At 47.5% G+C, this 17,286-nt stretch carries 21 protein-coding genes; 13 read left to right on the top strand and 8 right to left on the bottom strand.

From position 1 onward, the window contains the following. Positions 1-26 precede the first annotated feature (26 nt). A complete protein-coding gene (locus RW114_RS06675) occupies positions 27-566 on the top strand; it encodes a DUF2062 domain-containing protein (protein WP_340121959.1) in 540 nt (179 codons plus the stop codon). Between the two features lie 170 nt (positions 567-736). Here the strand turns inward: RW114_RS06675 and lolD are convergent, their stop codons facing one another. The 3 genes from lolD to fur are packed head-to-tail and all read right to left on the bottom strand — an operon-like array spanning position 737 to position 3,099. Then, complete coding sequence (lolD, locus tag RW114_RS06670; protein ID WP_340121958.1) at positions 737-1,417, bottom strand: lipoprotein-releasing ABC transporter ATP-binding protein LolD; 681 nt, start codon at positions 1,415-1,417, stop codon at positions 737-739. Next, a complete protein-coding gene (locus tag RW114_RS06665; RefSeq protein ID WP_340121957.1) occupies positions 1,410-2,657 on the bottom strand; it encodes a lipoprotein-releasing ABC transporter permease subunit in 1,248 nt (415 codons plus the stop codon). Before RW114_RS06665 ends, lolD begins: the two co-directional genes overlap by 8 nt. Before the next feature lie 25 nt (positions 2,658-2,682). Next, entirely contained in the window at positions 2,683-3,099 is a 417-nt protein-coding gene (gene fur / locus RW114_RS06660; protein ID WP_340121956.1) for a ferric iron uptake transcriptional regulator, read from the bottom strand. Positions 3,100-3,251: 152 nt separating this feature from the next. Here fur and RW114_RS06655 point away from each other — a divergent pair, with 152 nt between their 5' ends. Next, positions 3,252-3,806, top strand: a complete 555-nt coding sequence (locus tag RW114_RS06655) for an outer membrane protein assembly factor BamE (protein ID WP_340121955.1) — start codon at positions 3,252-3,254, stop codon at positions 3,804-3,806. A 14-nt stretch (positions 3,807-3,820) separates the two neighbouring features. Here RW114_RS06655 and RW114_RS06650 read toward each other — a convergent pair whose 3' ends face one another. From RW114_RS06650 to RW114_RS06640, 3 genes are read right to left on the bottom strand one after another with little or no spacing between them, the layout of a single operon-like run. Next, positions 3,821-4,096: an RnfH family protein gene (locus RW114_RS06650; RefSeq protein WP_340121953.1), complete on the bottom strand. Its 276-nt coding sequence runs from the start codon at positions 4,094-4,096 to the stop codon at positions 3,821-3,823. After that, the gene (locus RW114_RS06645; RefSeq protein ID WP_340121952.1) at positions 4,089-4,520 is read right to left on the bottom strand and encodes a type II toxin-antitoxin system RatA family toxin; all 432 of its coding nucleotides are present in this window, start codon (positions 4,518-4,520) and stop codon (positions 4,089-4,091) included. Before RW114_RS06645 ends, RW114_RS06650 begins: the two co-directional genes overlap by 8 nt. 2 nt (positions 4,521-4,522) lie before the next feature. Beyond that, positions 4,523-5,884: a sodium-dependent transporter gene (locus RW114_RS06640; RefSeq protein WP_340121951.1), complete on the bottom strand. Its 1,362-nt coding sequence runs from the start codon at positions 5,882-5,884 to the stop codon at positions 4,523-4,525. A gap of 142 nt (positions 5,885-6,026) precedes the next feature. Between RW114_RS06640 and smpB the strand changes: the two genes are divergently transcribed. The 5 genes from smpB (at position 6,027) to mnmM (ending at position 9,597) form a co-directional block, all read left to right on the top strand. After that, on the top strand, positions 6,027-6,512 hold the full coding sequence (gene smpB, locus RW114_RS06635) for an SsrA-binding protein SmpB (protein WP_340121950.1): 486 nt from the start codon (positions 6,027-6,029) through the stop codon (positions 6,510-6,512). Positions 6,513-6,602: 90 nt separating this feature from the next. Beyond that, a complete protein-coding gene (locus RW114_RS06630) occupies positions 6,603-7,169 on the top strand; it encodes an isochorismatase family protein (protein WP_340121949.1) in 567 nt (188 codons plus the stop codon). A gap of 5 nt (positions 7,170-7,174) precedes the next feature. Continuing rightward, positions 7,175-7,525, top strand: a complete 351-nt coding sequence (locus RW114_RS06625; RefSeq protein WP_340121948.1) for a HopJ type III effector protein — start codon at positions 7,175-7,177, stop codon at positions 7,523-7,525. A gap of 254 nt (positions 7,526-7,779) precedes the next feature. After that, positions 7,780-8,841, top strand: a complete 1,062-nt coding sequence (locus RW114_RS06620; protein ID WP_340121947.1) for an NAD(P)/FAD-dependent oxidoreductase — start codon at positions 7,780-7,782, stop codon at positions 8,839-8,841. A gap of 180 nt (positions 8,842-9,021) precedes the next feature. Then, on the top strand, positions 9,022-9,597 hold the full coding sequence (gene mnmM / locus RW114_RS06615) for a tRNA 5-(aminomethyl)-2-thiouridylate-methyltransferase MnmM (protein WP_340121946.1): 576 nt from the start codon (positions 9,022-9,024) through the stop codon (positions 9,595-9,597). Positions 9,598-9,669: 72 nt separating this feature from the next. On the opposite strand, the gene RW114_RS06610 is transcribed toward mnmM, so the two are convergent. Next, positions 9,670-10,209, bottom strand: a complete 540-nt coding sequence (locus RW114_RS06610; RefSeq protein WP_340121945.1) for an REP-associated tyrosine transposase — start codon at positions 10,207-10,209, stop codon at positions 9,670-9,672. Between the two features lie 337 nt (positions 10,210-10,546). Here RW114_RS06610 and RW114_RS06605 point away from each other — a divergent pair, with 337 nt between their 5' ends. The 3 genes from RW114_RS06605 (at position 10,547) to RW114_RS06595 (ending at position 11,512) form a co-directional block, all read left to right on the top strand. Further along, positions 10,547-10,735, top strand: coding sequence for a type II toxin-antitoxin system HicA family toxin (locus tag RW114_RS06605; RefSeq protein WP_340121944.1), 189 nt, complete (start codon positions 10,547-10,549; stop codon positions 10,733-10,735). An 8-nt stretch (positions 10,736-10,743) separates the two neighbouring features. Then, complete coding sequence (locus tag RW114_RS06600; RefSeq protein ID WP_340121943.1) at positions 10,744-10,956, top strand: type II toxin-antitoxin system HicB family antitoxin; 213 nt, start codon at positions 10,744-10,746, stop codon at positions 10,954-10,956. A gap of 220 nt (positions 10,957-11,176) precedes the next feature. Next, on the top strand, positions 11,177-11,512 hold the full coding sequence (locus RW114_RS06595; RefSeq protein ID WP_340121942.1) for a phage holin family protein: 336 nt from the start codon (positions 11,177-11,179) through the stop codon (positions 11,510-11,512). Positions 11,513-12,126: 614 nt separating this feature from the next. Here the strand turns inward: RW114_RS06595 and RW114_RS06590 are convergent. Then, positions 12,127-15,507 carry a DEAD/DEAH box helicase gene (locus RW114_RS06590; protein WP_340121941.1) on the bottom strand — a complete coding sequence of 1,127 codons (3,381 nt, stop codon included), beginning with the start codon at positions 15,505-15,507 and terminating at the stop codon, positions 12,127-12,129. Between the two features lie 311 nt (positions 15,508-15,818). Between RW114_RS06590 and ppnP the strand changes: the two genes are divergently transcribed. The 3 genes from ppnP to RW114_RS06575 all read left to right on the top strand — a co-directional run bounded on the left by ppnP (position 15,819) and on the right by RW114_RS06575 (position 17,210). Next, entirely contained in the window at positions 15,819-16,130 is a 312-nt protein-coding gene (gene ppnP / locus RW114_RS06585; protein ID WP_340121940.1) for a pyrimidine/purine nucleoside phosphorylase, read from the top strand. 4 nt (positions 16,131-16,134) lie between these two features. Continuing rightward, entirely contained in the window at positions 16,135-16,608 is a 474-nt protein-coding gene (locus RW114_RS06580) for an NYN domain-containing protein (protein ID WP_340121939.1), read from the top strand. Between the two features lie 65 nt (positions 16,609-16,673). Next, positions 16,674-17,210, top strand: a complete 537-nt coding sequence (locus RW114_RS06575) for a YaeQ family protein (protein ID WP_340121938.1) — start codon at positions 16,674-16,676, stop codon at positions 17,208-17,210. Positions 17,211-17,286: the final 76 nt, after the last annotated feature.

Genomic DNA, 17,286 nt, shown 5'->3' with positions numbered 1-17,286 from the left:
GAATGTAACTTTAATAAAAAATACTGATGCCAAAAAAACGCATACAACAACTGATCGACAAACTCATTCCTGATCCTGACGTGATCAAGCGCCACAAGAACCTTCAATTTCTTGGCGATAAACTGCACGAACCTAACCTCTGGCATTTAAACCGGCGTTCTATCGCTATGGCTTTTGCCGTGGGTCTTTTTTGTGCCTGGATTCCGACGCCGACGCAAATGGCTATTGCCGCAGCGGGTGCCATTTATTTCAGCGCTAACCTGCCGCTTTCGGTGGGACTCGTCTGGATAACCAACCCTATCACCATGCCGCCGCTGTTTTACTTTGCTTATAAAGTGGGACTCTGGTTTATGAATCAACCAGCCAGCGCCGATGACTTCGAGTTTTCACTTAGCACCATGTTCTCAGGGCTTGGCGATATTTGGCAGCCTTTTCTGGTTGGTTGTTTAATTATGGGCATAGTCTCGTCCACCATCGGTTATTTCGGTATTCAATATTACTGGCAATATCATATAGCCAAAAAATGGAAGGAACGAAAGGAAAAAAGGTTAAAGGCGAAAGACTAAGGGCAAAAGGTAAAAGGCAAAAGAATTGGCCTATGTACTTTTTGCCTTTCACCCCGGTATCTGCAGGATATATGTCCCATCCGTAACGTTTAATCTCATGTACGCACATAATTCTCAAACACCTTGGAACGGCATTCACCCCCCGCCCTTCGCTTTCCATTCAAATATCTTTAGCCTAATATAACCCCATCTTCCATGTGCAGAACCTTGCCCATTCTTGCAGCCAGTTCATGATCATGGGTAACCACCAAAAAACTAACATTCAGTTCCTGATTCAATTCCAGCATTAACTGATAAACTTGGTCAGCCGTTTTGCTGTCCAGGTTTCCGGTCGGCTCATCCGCCAGGACCACACCTGGCTTATTAATTAACGCCCGAGCCACTGTGGCACGTTGCCTTTCCCCGCCGGACAATTCACCGGGTTTATGTTCAATTCTATGACCTAAGCCCACTCTTTTTAATAACTCAGTGGCACGAACACTCGCCAGCTTTACCGATAGTCCGGCAATCAACAAAGGCATCGCCACATTTTCCAACACGGTAAACTCGCCCAACAGATGATGCGATTGATAGATAAAGCCTAAGGATTTATTTCTTAATTTAGCCAGTTGCCCGGAACCGACTTCACCAAGATTAACACCGTCCAGAACTACCTTGCCACCGCTGGGTTTTTCAAGTCCGCCCAATAAATGCAGCAAGGTGCTTTTGCCTGAACCCGACGCGCCCATAATGGCGACACGCTCACCGACACCGATGCTTAAATTGACCCCTTTTAAAACCTCAACATCCAACCCACCCTGGTCATAGCGCATGGTCAACTGCTGGCATTGCAAAATGCTGGTATTATTCATATCTGAGAACTTCCGCTGGATTTACTTTGGCTGCCTGCCAGGCAGGATAAATAGTTGCCAATAATGACAGGGAAAAGGCCATGCCCGCTATCGCATAAACATCCGACCAAACCAGTTTGGACGGTAATTCGCTGATGTAATACACATCGGCCGCCATAAACTGAATCTGAAATAATTTTTCAATCGCCGGAACGATGGTTTCAACATTCAAAGCCAGCAGCACCCCGCCTACGGTTCCGAGTGCAGTGCCGACCACGCCGATAATCGCGCCCAACACCATAAAAATCCCCATCACCGAACCTGAGGTTAATCCCTGCGTTTTTAAAATAGCAATATCGCCACGCTTATCGGTAACCACCATGACCAGCGTAGACACGATATTAAAAGCCGCCACCGCCACGATCAGCAACAGGATAATAAACATCACCCGTTTTTCCGTCTGTATCGCCCGAAAGAAATTACTGTGCGCCAGCGTCCAATCGCTGACCTGATAATCGCCAGATAAAGCGGTTGAAAGTTCACGGGTTATTTTCGGCGCATTAAACAAATCATCCAGTTTGATCCGAAGGCCTGAAACCGAACTTTCCAGGCGGAACAACTTGGCCGCATCATCAAGATGAATCATCGCCATATTGCGATCATATTCATACATGCCTACCTTAAAAATACCGACCACGGTAAACCGGCGCATGCGCGGCACAATACCGGCCGGTGTCGAGTTGATCTGCGGACTGATCACGGTAATTTTTTCGCCCATGAAAACGCCCAGATAATTGGCCAACTCCACGCCTAAAACAATACCGTATTCGCCCGGAACCAGATCAGACAGCTTGCCCTCTTTCATTTTATCGGCGACTTCCGACACTCTGGATTCGTATTCCGGCAAGATCCCGGTCAGCATAGTGCCGCTGACACGCCGGTCGGCATTAATCATCACCTGCCCATTAATAAAAGGCGCTGTGCCTTCTACATGCGGATAATTTTTTAACTTCTGTTCCAGTTCCTGCCAATCATCCAACTGGCCGTATTTTCCGGTAGCAGTCGCATGTGAGGTCATGCCGAGTATTCGCTCGCGTAATTCGGATTCAAAGCCGTTCATCACCGACAACACGGTAATCAACGCAGTAACGCCCAAAGCTATGCCCAGAACGGACGTTAAGGTAATAAAAGAAATGAATTGAGTTCGACGCTTGGCCCGCGTATAACGCAAGCCGATATAAAAAATAAGAGGTTTAAACATGAAGCCTACAATCTAAAATTAAAAATCAGGATTTCCTGCACTGAGCGCAAAAACCGTATAAATAAAGGCCATGATCGGTTAACTCATAACCTAGTTTTTCGGCAATTTCTTTTTGCCGGACTTCAATAACTTCATCGGTAAATTCATCTACCTTGCCGCACTTCATACAGAGTATGTGATCATGATGAGTACCCGAATCCAGTTCAAAGACAGAGTTGCCGCCTTCAAAGTGATGGCGAGTCACCAATCCGGCTGCTTCAAATTGAGTTAAAACCCGATACACCGTAGCCAAACCGATTTCTTCATTTTCACTCAACAGGATTTTATAAACTTGTTCAGCGGTTAAATGACGCTCATCAACCTGCTTTTCTAAAATTTGCAGAATCTTGATCCGAGGTAAAGTCACCTTCAAACCTGCATTCCTTAAATCATGGGTTTCCACTATTAATCTCCGGTTATGCCTTGAATGCAGGCAGTTTTATAGTCAACTGCGAGCATTGTAGCCTTTTTTTGGTAAGTTGCGCATGACAGTTTTATAGGATAATCCATTAACATCCTGTATCATTTTAAATTTTATAATACATCCGCAGCCTCATGAGAAAGCCGCTTTTTGCTTTAACCCTACGTGGAAACCGCTACTCCTGCATCCTTGCAATTGCGGCAAGCCTGACACTCGTATCATGCACCACCATCCTGACCAACCTGCCCGGCGTCTATACCGTAGATGTCCAGCAAGGCAATATAGTCGATCAAGACATGATTGACCAACTCAGACCCAGCATGAACAAACGCCAAGTGCTATACATAATGGGCTCACCAATGTTGCTTGATTTTTTTCATCAGCAACGCTGGGACTATCTCTATTCAGCGCAACTGGACGGCGGAAGTAGACAACAAAAAAGAATTTCATTGTACTTTGATAATGACCAGCTGATCGGCGTACAAGGCGATTTCAAACCCAGCGCCGTTCCCGTAATCAAAGCATCGACTGAAACCACAGTCGATGTACCGAAGCGTGATATTGAAAAAACCCTGTGGGAAATGATCACCGGCCTGTTTGGCTACGATAGCATTGATGACGAGCTTGCGACAGATAGGTCAGATAAAAAACCGTCACCGGCGCCATCATCGGAGCAACTGCCGCTTTAGCAGTTTATAATCCATCAAAAACGCTTCAAAGCCCGCTGCCGTCTTGCCTCTTTAGGATCATGAACCAAAGGCCGATAAATCTCTATTCTATCGGCCTCTCTAACAGGCTGATCCAGTTTGCAGGCTACACCAAAAATACCCGCATTAAGCTCGGACAAGGCAATCTCAGGGAAAAGCTCCAGCAAGCCAGAGGCTTTTATAGCAGCCTCAACAGTCGCGCCTTCCTCCATTGCCACCGTGACTATTACCTGTTGTTCGGGTTTGGCGTAGGCCACTTCGATTTCAACCATAAACTGCTTTAGCCCGTGCGGTAAACGAACTCACCATAGTATTGCAGATCTGGTTAAAGACTGCGCCGAAAGCCAGACTTGCCAGTTTGCCCGACATTTCAAACTCCAGATTTAGGGAAATCTTGCTGGCATCTTCACGTAACGGTATAAAATCCCAGGTCCCTTCCAGGGAGGAAAACGGGCCGCTCAACAGGGAGACCGTCATCCTGCGTCCATTAACTATTTTATTTCGGGTCGAAAAGGATTTTTTAAAACCGCCTTTGGAAATGATCAGCTCGGCTTCAACTATGTCATCTTCACGCTTGAGGATTCGACTGCCGCTGCACCAGGGCAAAAACTTCGGATAGGCTTCTATGTTGTTAACCAGGTCAAACATCTGCTGTGCTGAAAATTTGACCAAGGCACTTTTTTGAACAACGGTCATGGTTAAAGAACTCCAACCACATGCAGAAACACCAAAAACACCGCGGCAGGCGCCACATAGCAAATTAAAATCTTCCACACTTGATAGCTGAGCGGGTTTGGCATATCCAGCTCATGCTCGGTGTGTTGCTGCAACATAATCCAACCGGCGAATACTGCTATACAAAAACCGCCGATAGGCAGCAGCAAATTGGCGGTTAAATAATCCAGCAATTGAAAAATGGTTCTGTCGAAAACCTTGAACCCCGACCAGACGTTGAATGAAAAAACAGTGCCAAATCCCAGCAGCCATGTTATCGAACCTGACCAGATACAGGCTTGCTTCCTGCTCATATCCCTGTTTTCAACCAACCACGCAACCGCCGGTTCGATCAATGAAATGGACGAAGACAAGGCCGCGAACACCAGCATCACAAAAAACAACAATCCGAATAACCAGCCGCCGGTCATGTTGCCGAATGCAATCGGCAAGGTTTGAAATATCAATCCTGGACCTGCGGCAGGTTCCAGGCCGCTGGCAAAAACAATCGGAAAAATAGCCATACCTGCCAATAAGGCAACAACAGTATCGGTGCCTGCAATCAAAAATACGGTTTTGGAAATCGATACGTCTTTCGGCAAATAAGAACCGTAAACCATAATCGCGCCCATACCGATACTCAGAGTAAAAAAAGCATGCCCCATGGCGGTCAATACGCTATCACCGGTCAGTTTGCTAAAATCGGGCGTGAACAGGAATTCGATACCTTGGTCATAGCTGCCGGTAGTCATTGCATAGGCCACCAGTAAAATCAGCATCACAAACAAGCTGGGCATTAAAAAACGTACGGCTTTCTCGATACCGGTCTTAACGCCACGCGCTACAATCGACATGGTTGCCAGCATGAACAGACTATGCCAGAAAATCAGCTGTATCGGACTGGCAATAAGACCGTCAAAGAGACCTTTTATCTCTGAGGCATCGGCATCGAAAAAACTGCCGGCAAAGGCCTTTAACACATAAGCCGAAGCCCAGCCTGCAATAACGCTGTAATAAGAAAGTATTAAAAAACCGGCAATAACGCCCATCCAGCCTAAATAATGCCAGTTCTTATCGGCCCCGGCTTCGTCGCTCAGGGTTATCATGGTATCAATCGGATTCTGCCTGGTTCGCCGCCCGAGCATGGTTTCCGCCATCATAATGGGGATACCGATCAGTAACACGCACAACAAGTAGACGATCACAAAGGCCCCGCCGCCATTTTCTCCAGTAATATAGGGAAACTTCCAAATATTACCCAAACCGACTGCGGAACCTGTTGCAGCCAGGATAAATGCAAATCGTGAAGACCATTGACCATGAACTGATTTTTTTGTACCCGTCATTTGTGCGCCTGTAAAAACGTAAAGGTTATAAATTCACCACCGATGTTTCTTTCGTGGTGAGCTTTTCTGACTATTGCAGTAATATCGAGTAAAATAACAAAATTATTCCTTTACGTCAGTTTAAAAATCCTAATCCACACTTATGGCCGATAAAAAGTCTAAGAAAAATATCAAGCAGCAAAACGCCAATATTGCCGTTAATCGCCAGGCGACTCATGAGTATACGATTGAAGAGCGGTTTGAAGCGGGGATCGTTTTGGAAGGCTGGGAAGTTAAAAGCCTGAGGGATGGACGCATCCAACTCAAAGAGAGTTATGTGGTGATAAGACGCGGCGAAGCCTGGTTGTCGGGCGCACATATTTCACCGCTGTTATCTGCATCGACCCATGTTAATCCGGATTCTATCCGCGCCAAAAAACTGTTGCTTCACCGGCACGAACTCAGCAAGTTGATCGGCTCGGTCGAACGCAAAGGCTACACCTTGATTCCGTTGTCGATGTACTGGAAAAACGGCAGAGCCAAACTGGAAATCGGTCTGGCAAAAGGCAAGCAATTGCACGACAAACGCGCCGCCTCAAAAGACCGCGATTGGCAACGTGAAAAAGGACGTATTTTGAAAAAGGGCTAAAGGCGCAAGGCAAAAGGCGAAGGATGTGTTTTTTAGCCTTTAGCCTTTAGCCTTTAGCCTTCTTCCCCTAACCCTTTCCTTCAAACTAAAATGTCCACACACCCTAATTTACTATCTGTAAAAAACAGCCTGCTGATCGTCGTCGATTTGCAGACCAAATTATCAGCGGCCATGCCGGAAGCCGAAGCCGAGCTGATGACGGCCAACGCCCGCAGCCTGGTTGAAGCCGCAGGACTGTTAAGCATCCCGGTGTTATTAACCGAACAATATCCCCAAGGCTTAGGCTCTACCGATACCAGCATCACCGACTTGTTGTCGGAAGACACTCTCATTTTCGACAAGACCGGTTTTTCCTGTTGTGCGGCGGACGGTTTTACCGACACCGTAGCCAACACCGATCGCAAGCAAGTCATATTAGTCGGTCAGGAAGCCCATGTTTGCGTATTACAGACCGCATTGGAATTGCTGCATTTAGGTTATCAGGTGCATGTCGTCGAGGACGCCATTTGCTCACGCAAGGCGGAACATAAATTCTATGCCTTGCAGCGTATGCAACAACAAAATGCCACCATTACCAATTATGAATCGGTATTGTTCGAATGGGTCAAAGATTCCACGCACCCTGAATTTAAAAGCATTTCCGGATTACTTCGTTAAACCTTATGTCGCTTGCATCATTTCTTGAAAAAATAAAAAATAATGATCCCGTCAGTTTTGATGAAACTATCGAGGTCATTACCGAAAACTATCATTACCGGCCTACCGAATTTCGCAACGGCCTAGGTGAGCACATATTAACCAATCAAGAAGGCAGTAACGAAGGCTCCTGCAAGATTTTCGATTTTGCTCAAATTAACGGGCTTAATCAACAACAAACTTTAAACCTGTTCGGCGACTATTACCGGGATGTTTTAAACGATCCGCACGGCACAGGCCACCAGAACATCAGGAATTTCATGCAATACGGCTGGGAGGGGATTTGTTTTAACGGTGTGGCGTTGACGGCCAAATAAACATTAATCACCATCAAAATATAAAAACTCACCACGAAGGCACGAAGTTTTTCTTTATTGTTTCCACGCTCCGGCGTTACCGCATTAAGATAAGAAATACGCTGGTTCCCAAGCTCCAGCTTGGGAACCCAGATGACGAAGCTCTAGCTTCGCGAGACTGGAAGCTGGAGCTTCCCGCACCGAATTCCCAAGCTGGAGCTTGGGAACTAGCGCGCCTTGTTTTTCTTCGTGTCCTTCGTGGTGAATTATTAATTATGATCGACTTTCTAATCATCGGCCAGGGACTAGCGGGCAGCTTGCTGACCTGGGAACTCATACAACGCGGCAGCAAAGTCCTCATTATTGATAATGACCTAGAAAATGCCTCGCAGGTTGCCGCAGGACTGATCAACCCGATCACCGGCATGCGCTTTGTAAAATCCGCCGATGTCGATACGCTGTTGCCGACGGCAAAACACTGCTATTCCCGGCTAGCCGATTTTTTCCAGCAAGACTTTTATATCGAAAAACCGATGCGGCGGATTTTCCGTAGCGACAGCGAATTTACAAACGCCCATAAACGCCTCAGCAACCCTGACTATCAAGCCTATTTGGGCGACATACAGCAGCCGGGTAAAGCCATCGACAATCTCGCAACGCCGTTCGGTTTTCTGGAACAAAAACAAACCGGTTATTTATTAACCCGGCCGCTATTAAGTTGCCTGAAAGCATTTTTCATTGCCAAAAATAGCTACCGACAAGCTGATTTCGATTACCGGGACATACAGCTGCAACCGTCTTTACGCTGGCTGGACATGGCTCCCAAGCAGATTATTTTCTGCGAAGGCTATCAGGCAACACAAAACCCCTGGTTTTCCTGGCTGCCTTTTCAACCGGTCAAGGGCGAAATCCTGACGCTGCAACACCAGACCGAATTGCCCGATAGAATCCTCAACTACGGCAACTGGCTGATCCCGTTAAATGCCCATCAAATTAGAATCGGCGCAACCTTCGACCGGGAAAACCTGGATACTCAGGCTACCGAACAGGGCAAAAGTGACTTGCTAAATGCGCTCAGCCAAGTCTCACCCGGTTTGACTCAGGCAATGCTGATCAACCACCAAGCCAATATCCGGCCATGTACTCTGGACAGACAGCCGTTTATCGGCCTGCATCCGCAACACAAGCAACTCGCCATTTTTAACGGCTTTGGCGCAAAAGGCAGCTTACAGATACCTTGGCACGGCCGACATTTCGCCGATGTCTTATTAAACGGCGCTCCTCTACCCCATTCCAGCAATATCCAACGTCATTATGGAAAGCTATGTCCTTGTTAAGTATTGAAGACAACGCCTGCTGCATTATGCTTAGGCAAAGCAGTCAACACGTTGCAACGGGAGTGCAAGCTTTGCTTGTGCTGGCAGGCGAAGCTTCCGCTCCTGCTCACGCCCCTTACCTACATCCCTGTAGGCAAAGCCTGCACTCCAGCAGTCAGTATTTTTCACACTTAAGAAGACATGAAACGCATTTCACTGGTTAACACAGCTCACGACCTGATCCGGGACATTCTCCGCCCCGGCGATATTGCGATCGATGCGACAGTGGGCAACGGTCACGATACCGTTTTCCTCGCCGAACAAGTCGGCCCATCCGGCCATGTTTACGGCTTCGACATACAACAAGCGGCCATCGATTCGACTCTGGACAAATTCCGGCAAGCACACCTTTCGGACTCCCTGACCTTGATCCACGCCAGCCATGCCGACATGACTGATAAAATTCCCGCAGATCTTCACGGCAACATCAGCGCAATCATGTTTAACCTGGGCTATCTACCGGGCGGCGATAAAAGCGTCATCACCCTAACCGATTCCACCTTGACCGCCTTAACTGTCGCCAGCCGGATTTTAGCGGTCAACGGCATCATCACCCTGCTGGCCTATCCAGGCCACCCAGGCGGCGATCTGGAAACCGATCGGGTCAAAAACTGGTGCGAACAACTGGATACTCAGCAATTTGAAGTCAGCACTATTTACAGCAGCGAACATAAAGACACAGCGCCCAGGCTTTTTGTGATTCGCAAGCTGCGTTAAATGAAAAATAGAACTCAGCACACCGCTATGCATTAGGAACGGGGATTACAATCCCGTCCCGCTTTGGAGTTATTATTCCCCATAAGTATCGCCCTCCTCAAGCTTTGGAAGTTCCGCCCAATTTGACGGATGAAGCCCAAGACGAAGGTAGCGGTGAAAACTCGAATAGGGCCAGGCACCGGGATGGGATACCAAGCCATGTTTCACCGGATTCCAATGGATGTAATCGCAATGTTTTTCGAAGTCTCGGTCATCGCGGATTTGGTGTTCCCAGTAGCGCGGTTGCCAGATGGTTTGTGCGCGTTTACGTCGCTGGGACGCAGAGGGTGGTAATTTGAGGTCATCCGGGCAATGGCGGGTGAAATAGTTTTTGATTGCATTCCAGCGCATCGGATAATCATTGTCGTCTGGCGGCAACGTCCAAATGCAATGCAGATGTTCCGGCAGCAGTACAAAGGCATCAATGATGAAAGGATGAGCCAATTTAACGGTTCGAAACGCCGTACGCAACAATTCGACGTTATCCGGTTCGCAGAGAAATTTACGCCGCAGGAAAGTCACGACGGTGAAAAAATAAGTGCCGCCGGGGGTTTTAGCGCGACGATATTGCATGATGAAGATTCTCCAAATGTAGGTCGGGCAACAGTTTTATCGTTGCCCGACATTTTAGCATCCGAAAATTGAGCGGCAGTGGTCAATCGCGAAATTCGTCAACATATTGAAGTTTGAGAATGTCGGGCATAAACAGCATGCCCGACCGGACTGAATGGTTACTCATGCCGGACGGGGCATTTGCCCCGTTCGTAACGTTTCAACTGGCTACAGACAACACCAAACGTTAAGGACGGGGTACATACCCCGTCCCGCTTAGAAGTTGGCTCTCCTTTTCCGATCGGGCACGACTTGTTCCTAATTGAGTATCAAACAGAGACTGTGCTAGACTCCCAGCATGAAAATCAAAGATCTTATCGCTCTGATTGAGCTGGATGGTTGGCAACAGGTGCGGCAAAAAGGAAGCCATCGTCAGTTTCACCATCCTGTCAAATCCGGTACGGTCACAGTTGCCGGCAAACCCAGCGTGGATGTTCCGCCTGGAACGCTTATCAGTGTTTTGAAACAAGCAGGACTCAAGCAGTAGAGGTTTATATGCGTTATATGGTTGTTATTGAAGAAGGCCCAACAAGCTTTGGAGCCTATGTCCCTGATCTTCCGGGCTGCATAGCTGTAGGTGAATCATTACAAGAAGCATTACAACTTATTCAAGAAGCTATTGAATTTCACATCGAGGGACTTAAAGAAGAAGGCGAGCGCATTCCGGTGCCGCATTCTTCAAGCACGTTCGTTGAGGTTCATGCCTAAAAAGTCGGTCAAAAGGACGCGACGAGCATTGACGATGTTAAAAGTTCGATGGCTTTGTTTTAACGTCCGCGAGCGGCGCATCATGTTTGAAGACCAACATGCGGTGCAATACGGCTAACGCCATTGCACTCTATTTGATTACGCCTTATCACGCTTAATCAAGCGTGTAGCGATGTAAAACCCTACGTCTTACAACTTTCAAGCCTGATCGGAGGTATTTATGCTCACGTTCCTCGCACATCTGATTTTGACAGCAGCCTTGTTGCTGCTCATGGCCAACCTCGTTCGTGGCGTTCAGGTGGAGGGCTGGGGTTCCGCACTCATCGGCGCGATTGTTCTCGGTTTAGTGAATGCCGTAGTGCGACCGCTCATGGTTCTGTTCACGTTGCCCCTCACGATTATCACCTTTGGGCTCTTTCTCCTTGTGGTCAACGCGCTCATGCTTTGGTTAGTGGCGGCGCTGGTTCCGGGCATCCGCGTTCAAGGTTTTGGGCCCGCATTGCTGGGAAGCCTAGTGCTCACGTTACTCAATCTTGTCGTTGGGCTCCTCATATAGATCCGGGCAACCGCTTTTCGTTGCCCGACTATTGAAGCATGTGAAAGGATGAGCCGATTTAACGATTCGAAACACCGTACGCAACAATTCGACGTTATCCGGTTCGCAGAGAAATTTACGCCGCCGGAAAGTCACGACGGTGAAAAAATAAGTGCCGCCGGGGGGTAGCGCGACGATATTGCATGATGAAGATTCTCCAAATGTAGGTCGGGCAACAGTTTTATCGTTGCCCGACATTTTAGCATCCGAAAATTGAGCGGCAGTGGTCAATCGCGAAATTCGTCAACGTATTGAATGTCGGGCATAAACAGCATGCCCGACCTACCGGACTGTTCATGCAGTCGACAGATGACGCGGATTGAACCGATTATCACTGATAAAAGAAAAAACGAAGCCGGTCGGGGTTTGCAACCCCGACCGAAACGTTTTTCGTTAGTTAAGTGTAGCCACTTAGCTGAGGTATCGCAGAAACGTTAAGAACGGGGTTACAAACCCCGTCCCGCTTTGGACTATAATTGTTATATCAAAACACTGTGCAAACATCTGTAAGAAAAGAAAAGCGATTACCTTATCAGGCTAATCATGCCATTTAAGATTTACGCTCAAGAAGATATTTACAAGCCACCAACTCGCCAAATCCAACCTGGTAATGTTTCCAAACGTGCTTTACGCTCTGGCGACATATTGTCCTTTTTTATCCGCTGAGCGGACACCCACTGACCAAGAACATACCCATCTGATGTTTTGTAATTTTGCGGAACCTTAGCGTGTCCTTTTAATTCAGCAAACTCCTTAAGATAGAGAAACCTTTTTTCCCAATTATCTACATGAACGTCCCAACTCCAACCGGGTAATGTTTCCAGTCGCACCTTATGCTCTAATGAAAGATTAACCTTTTTTGCTCGTTGGTTCTGTACCCAGTTACCAAGTCCAAATCCATTTTCTAATTTATATCTATTATTAGGGGCACAATGACCTTCCTGATTTGCAAACTCCTTAAGATATCGGAATCCTTCTTCCCACATATCAGGCAAAAGACTCCAACTCCATCCTGGCAATGCTTCCAACCGAGTTTTACGCTCCAGTGATATATTGTTATTTCTTCGCTGATTACTAACCCACAGACCAAGTCGATAGCCTCCTGCCGTCTTGTATCCTATATAAACCTTAGCATGGCCCTCACGTTCTACGAATTCCTCAACATTTCGAAAACCTTCTTCCCACAAATCTGAGAAAGGATCCCAACTCCATCCGGGCAATGCGTCTAAACGATTTTTTCGCTCTGGGGACATAGTGTCTTTTGTTGTTCGTTGGGTTTTCACCCATAACCCGATTCGAAATCCATCTGCCGTTTTGTGATTTGCAGGAATCGTGGCATATCCCTCGCACTCTACGAATTTTTTGAAATTTTGAAAACTGTTTTCCCACATATCTGTCAACAGACTCCAGCTCCATCCTGGCAATGCTTCGAGACGGACTTTACGCTCTAAAAGCAGATCATCTTGTTTTGTTCGTTGGTTATGTACCCAACTACCAATTCGAAATCCATTTTCTGTTTTATATCTAGCAGGCAACAAACAATGCCCCTCTCTATCTGCAAATTCTTTAAGGTATCGGAACCCTTCTTCCCACAGATCAGACAAAGGATCCCAGCTCCATTCTGGTAATGCTTCCAGTCGAGCTTTCCGCTCCACTGACATGTTGTCATTGGTTTTTCGCTGAACTCCAGTCCATTGACCAAGTGGAAAACCATCTACTGTCTTGTATCTTTTCGGAACCTTGGCAAACCCCTCGCAATCTGTGAATACCTTTAGATGGCGAAATCCTTCTTCCCACTGCTCAAAAACTGCATTCCAAACCCAACCTGGCAAAGCTTCTAACAGGGCTTTACGCTCCGGTGCTAGGTTATTCCTTTTGATACGCTGAGTGGCAACCCAGATACCGATCCGGTATCCATTTTTCGTTTTGTAACTTGTAGGGATATTGGCATGTCCCTCCCGCTCCACAAAAACCTCCAGCAATCCAAACCAAAAACCCCAAGACTCCGTTACCTGCTCAACCAGATAAGTGCAGAACGAATCGCCAAAAGAACTGTCCACAGAAGCCGGTAGATCAATCGTAATTTTTGATAGATCTTGTGGATTGATCTTCGACCCCGGCTTTCTGCCTAGCTCGGTACGTAGCGTATCCAGTTGCTGCGATAAGACTTCATCATGAGCTTTGAACGCATTCAGCACCTCCCAGACTGGTTTAAAGTTGCTGGCCTCAATGGAGGCTATGGCGTTGTCGCCCTGTTCAATAAATACGGGTATAACGATGGTTCCAAACTTCTTGTCAGCACTTAAGCGAATGGCGCGACCCACTGCCTGAACGATGTCCACCTGACTGTTTTTTGGATCAATAAAGGCAACACAATCCAATGAAGGGACATCCACCCCTTCGGACAGGCATCGGGCATTGGTGAGCAGGCCTCTTTGGTTATCACCCAAGCCTTTCAGGTAATCCAGTTTCTGCCGTCTTTTATCCGTTGCCATTGCCCCCGACACAAAATCAGTCCACAGCTCACCGCTGGGGCGATGCTCTTCGTCGATCCAGTTGAGTACCTGATGCACGTCATTTTTGAATAATTCCGCCCGGCTGACGCGGTTGTGAAAGCTTATGACCCGCTTGAGGTCGTAATCCTTGATTGCCTTGAGCAGGCCAATCTGGGCGGCCAAGGACTCAGCATCGTTTTCAATGCCGGAGTCGGTTTTAATAAATTCTCTGTTCTTAATCCATTCGGCAATCATCGGGCTATCCACGCCAATAATCACAATTCGGTAATCGGTCAGCAGGTTTTGCCTGATGGCTTTACCAAAGGGGAGCGAATACAGCACCTTGCCGAACACGGCTTCATCATCCATGCAAGCCACTTCAATGCCGCGATCTTCGGCGGTTTTCTTTAACGAGGCAGTATAGGTGCGTGGCGTGGCGGTTGCGAATAGGCGTTTAGTGGCGACGATGCGCTTGTTGTCCAACACGGTGGAGAAGGCACTGGTAACCTTGCCGGTGCAACGGTGGGCTTCATCGGCAACAACCAGGTCGAATGCCAGAGTGGAATCACTGGCTTGCGCATCGGCTACTATTGGCGAGGATTGGTAGGTGGAGAAAATGACCTTTGCTCCATCCCCTTTTATGAATCGCCTGATTTCCTCTACATCTGAAGTTACTGGAAAAGCCAAGTCGGAAACCGACTGGATGGCTTCATCCTCGCCTCGTTTTCCAACGGTTTCGTCTGAGCATACACAAAGCACATCGAATGGCTGAGTTGCGGCAAATGTCCATTCCCTGAGGGTTTGTGACAACAGGCTTAATGATGGCAACAGTACCAGTGTTCGTTTGGACGCAAGTTCTTCTTTGATCCAAAGTGTGGTGAAGGTTTTGCCTGTTCCACAGGCCATGATCAGTTGACCACGTTCGGCATTTTGAAAATTATCAGTTACTGTGGCGATTGCCTCAAACTGGTGTGGGCGCGGCTTGGGAGGTTCTTTGCGCTTGCCGCTATGGAGGTCTTCGTAACGTGAGGGGTATTCAAGCTCTGAATGTTCGAAGTCTGAGAGCAGGAATCTGATTACCGTTTTTTCCTGGGCTTCGCAGACCTGTATTGCATTCTTGCCAATCCGGTCCGTGGTGGCAATCAGCAGGCGCTTGTCGATACCCGTGCGGTTAGACTCGCTAAGGAACTTGTCTACATCGTGTTTGGTGATGTCATGATTAGATGAGTAACACTTGGCTTGTACTGCCCAGATTTCGCCATTTTTATGTTGAAAAACAAGGTCGACACCGCAATCGACGCCCCAGCGTTTGGGATATTCCTCCCACAGCCAGACCTGATCAACCTGAGTTGCCCATTCGGGGTCATTTTTGAGAAACCATTTAGTAAAGCGTTCAAATTGCTTGCCCCGCTTTAAAGGATCATCGTCCAAGCTTTGGTAGAGTTCGAGAAAAGTAGCCACTGATTAGAGTTTATTGGTTTTATTTTTGGTTGATGATAAACCATCCTTTGTATTGTTCACTGAAAATGTTGATTGTGAGTCGGAAGAACGGTTTTGGTCGTAAGCAGGCATTCGAGTGCTTTCTTTGTATCGTTCCCACGCTCCAGAGACTGTGAACAATAAAAGAAGAAAAGAAAAATCTGCTTAATCAGCATCGCCTAGAGGCGCCTACTTTTGGCATCCGAGTTCCCTTACAAAGCCGGCATCTGACTAAATCAACACAATCTGGTATCATTGCGCGCCTTATTACCTATTCTCCATCAAGGAAACCCATGTCAGAATTCAATAACGTAACTATCGTCAAAAAAGCCAATGTTTACTTCGGTGGCAATGTCAGCAGCCGGACTGTCAAGTTCGCAGACGGTTCGTCAAAAACCTTGGGCTTCATGTTGCCCGGCGAATACACTTTCAACACCGCCGATCCGGAATTAATGGAAATCATCGACGGCGATCTGGACGTTTTATTGCCCGGCGCCGAATGGCAAAGCATCAAAGGCGGCGAATCTTTCAATGTGCCTGTCAATGCGGCATTCACCATGAAAGTTAAAACCCCTAGCGATTATTGCTGCTCATTCATCAAATAACGACATGGAAAAAGTCGCCATCTTTGTCGATGTGCAGAATATCTATTACACCACCAAGCAAAGCTACCAGCGGCATTTTAACTACGCTGCTTTCTGGACGCAGGCGACCGCAGGCAGGGAAGTGGTCGCGGCGTTTGCTTATGCGATCGACAAGGGCGACAGCAAGCAGCAGGGATTTCAGCAGATACTCAGGAATATCGGCTTTGACGTCAAGCTAAAGCCTTACATCCAGCGTAGCGACGGTTCCGCAAAAGGTGATTGGGACGTCGGCATTACGCTGGATGCGATCGACTATGCCGCCAAGGCTGATGTGATTGTTTTATTATCCGGCGACGGCGACTTCGATCTGTTACTGGACAAGGCCCGAACCGTTTACGGCGTAACGACGGAAGTCTACGGAGTCCCTGCGCTGACCGCGCCCTCGCTGATTAATTCGGCCGACCGTTTTATAGCCATAGACGATAAGCTGTTACTGTAGAACATTCGAAGGCTAAAATCTGTTAGAATACGGCTTTATTTTTCAAAGCCGTAAAAAATCGCTCAATGGCGCTTAAGTCAACCATCTATAAAGCCGACTGTCAGATTGCCGACATGGACAGAGGCTATTATCAACCGCATAACCTGACCATTGCCCTGCATCCTTCGGAAACCGAAGAGCGCATGATGGCGCGTCTGCTTGCTTTTGTGATCAATGCCGATGAACACCTGCAATTTACTAAGGGCCTGAGTACAGACGACGAACCCGAGCTCTGGCAAAAAAGCCTGACCGACGACATTGAACTGTGGATTGATGTCGGCATGCCCGATGAAAAACGCATCCGCAAAGCCTCCAGTCGTGCCGATAAAGTCATCCTTTATACCTATGGCGGACGCAATACTATCTGGTGGAACCAGATTCAACCCAAGCTGGAACGCTTTAAAAACCTGACGGTTATTAACCTGCCCAAATCAGCTACCGATCAGCTCGCACCGATGGTAAAGCGCACCATGCAATTACAAATCAGCATCCAGGACGGGCAGATTTGGGTCAGCGACGATCAAAACACGGCCACTATAGTGCCTGAAACATGGCTTGTTTAACCTAACAGCACGTTTTAAACCTTTTGCCTTTAGCCTTGCACCTTTTACCTTTTTTACTTTTAATTTTCGGAACAAA

Origin of the sequence: Methylobacter svalbardensis (assembly GCF_037671525.1) — a bacterium.
Classification (GTDB): domain Bacteria; phylum Pseudomonadota; class Gammaproteobacteria; order Methylococcales; family Methylomonadaceae; genus Methylobacter_A; species Methylobacter_A svalbardensis.
This window is presented reverse-complemented; position numbering and strand designations above follow the sequence as displayed.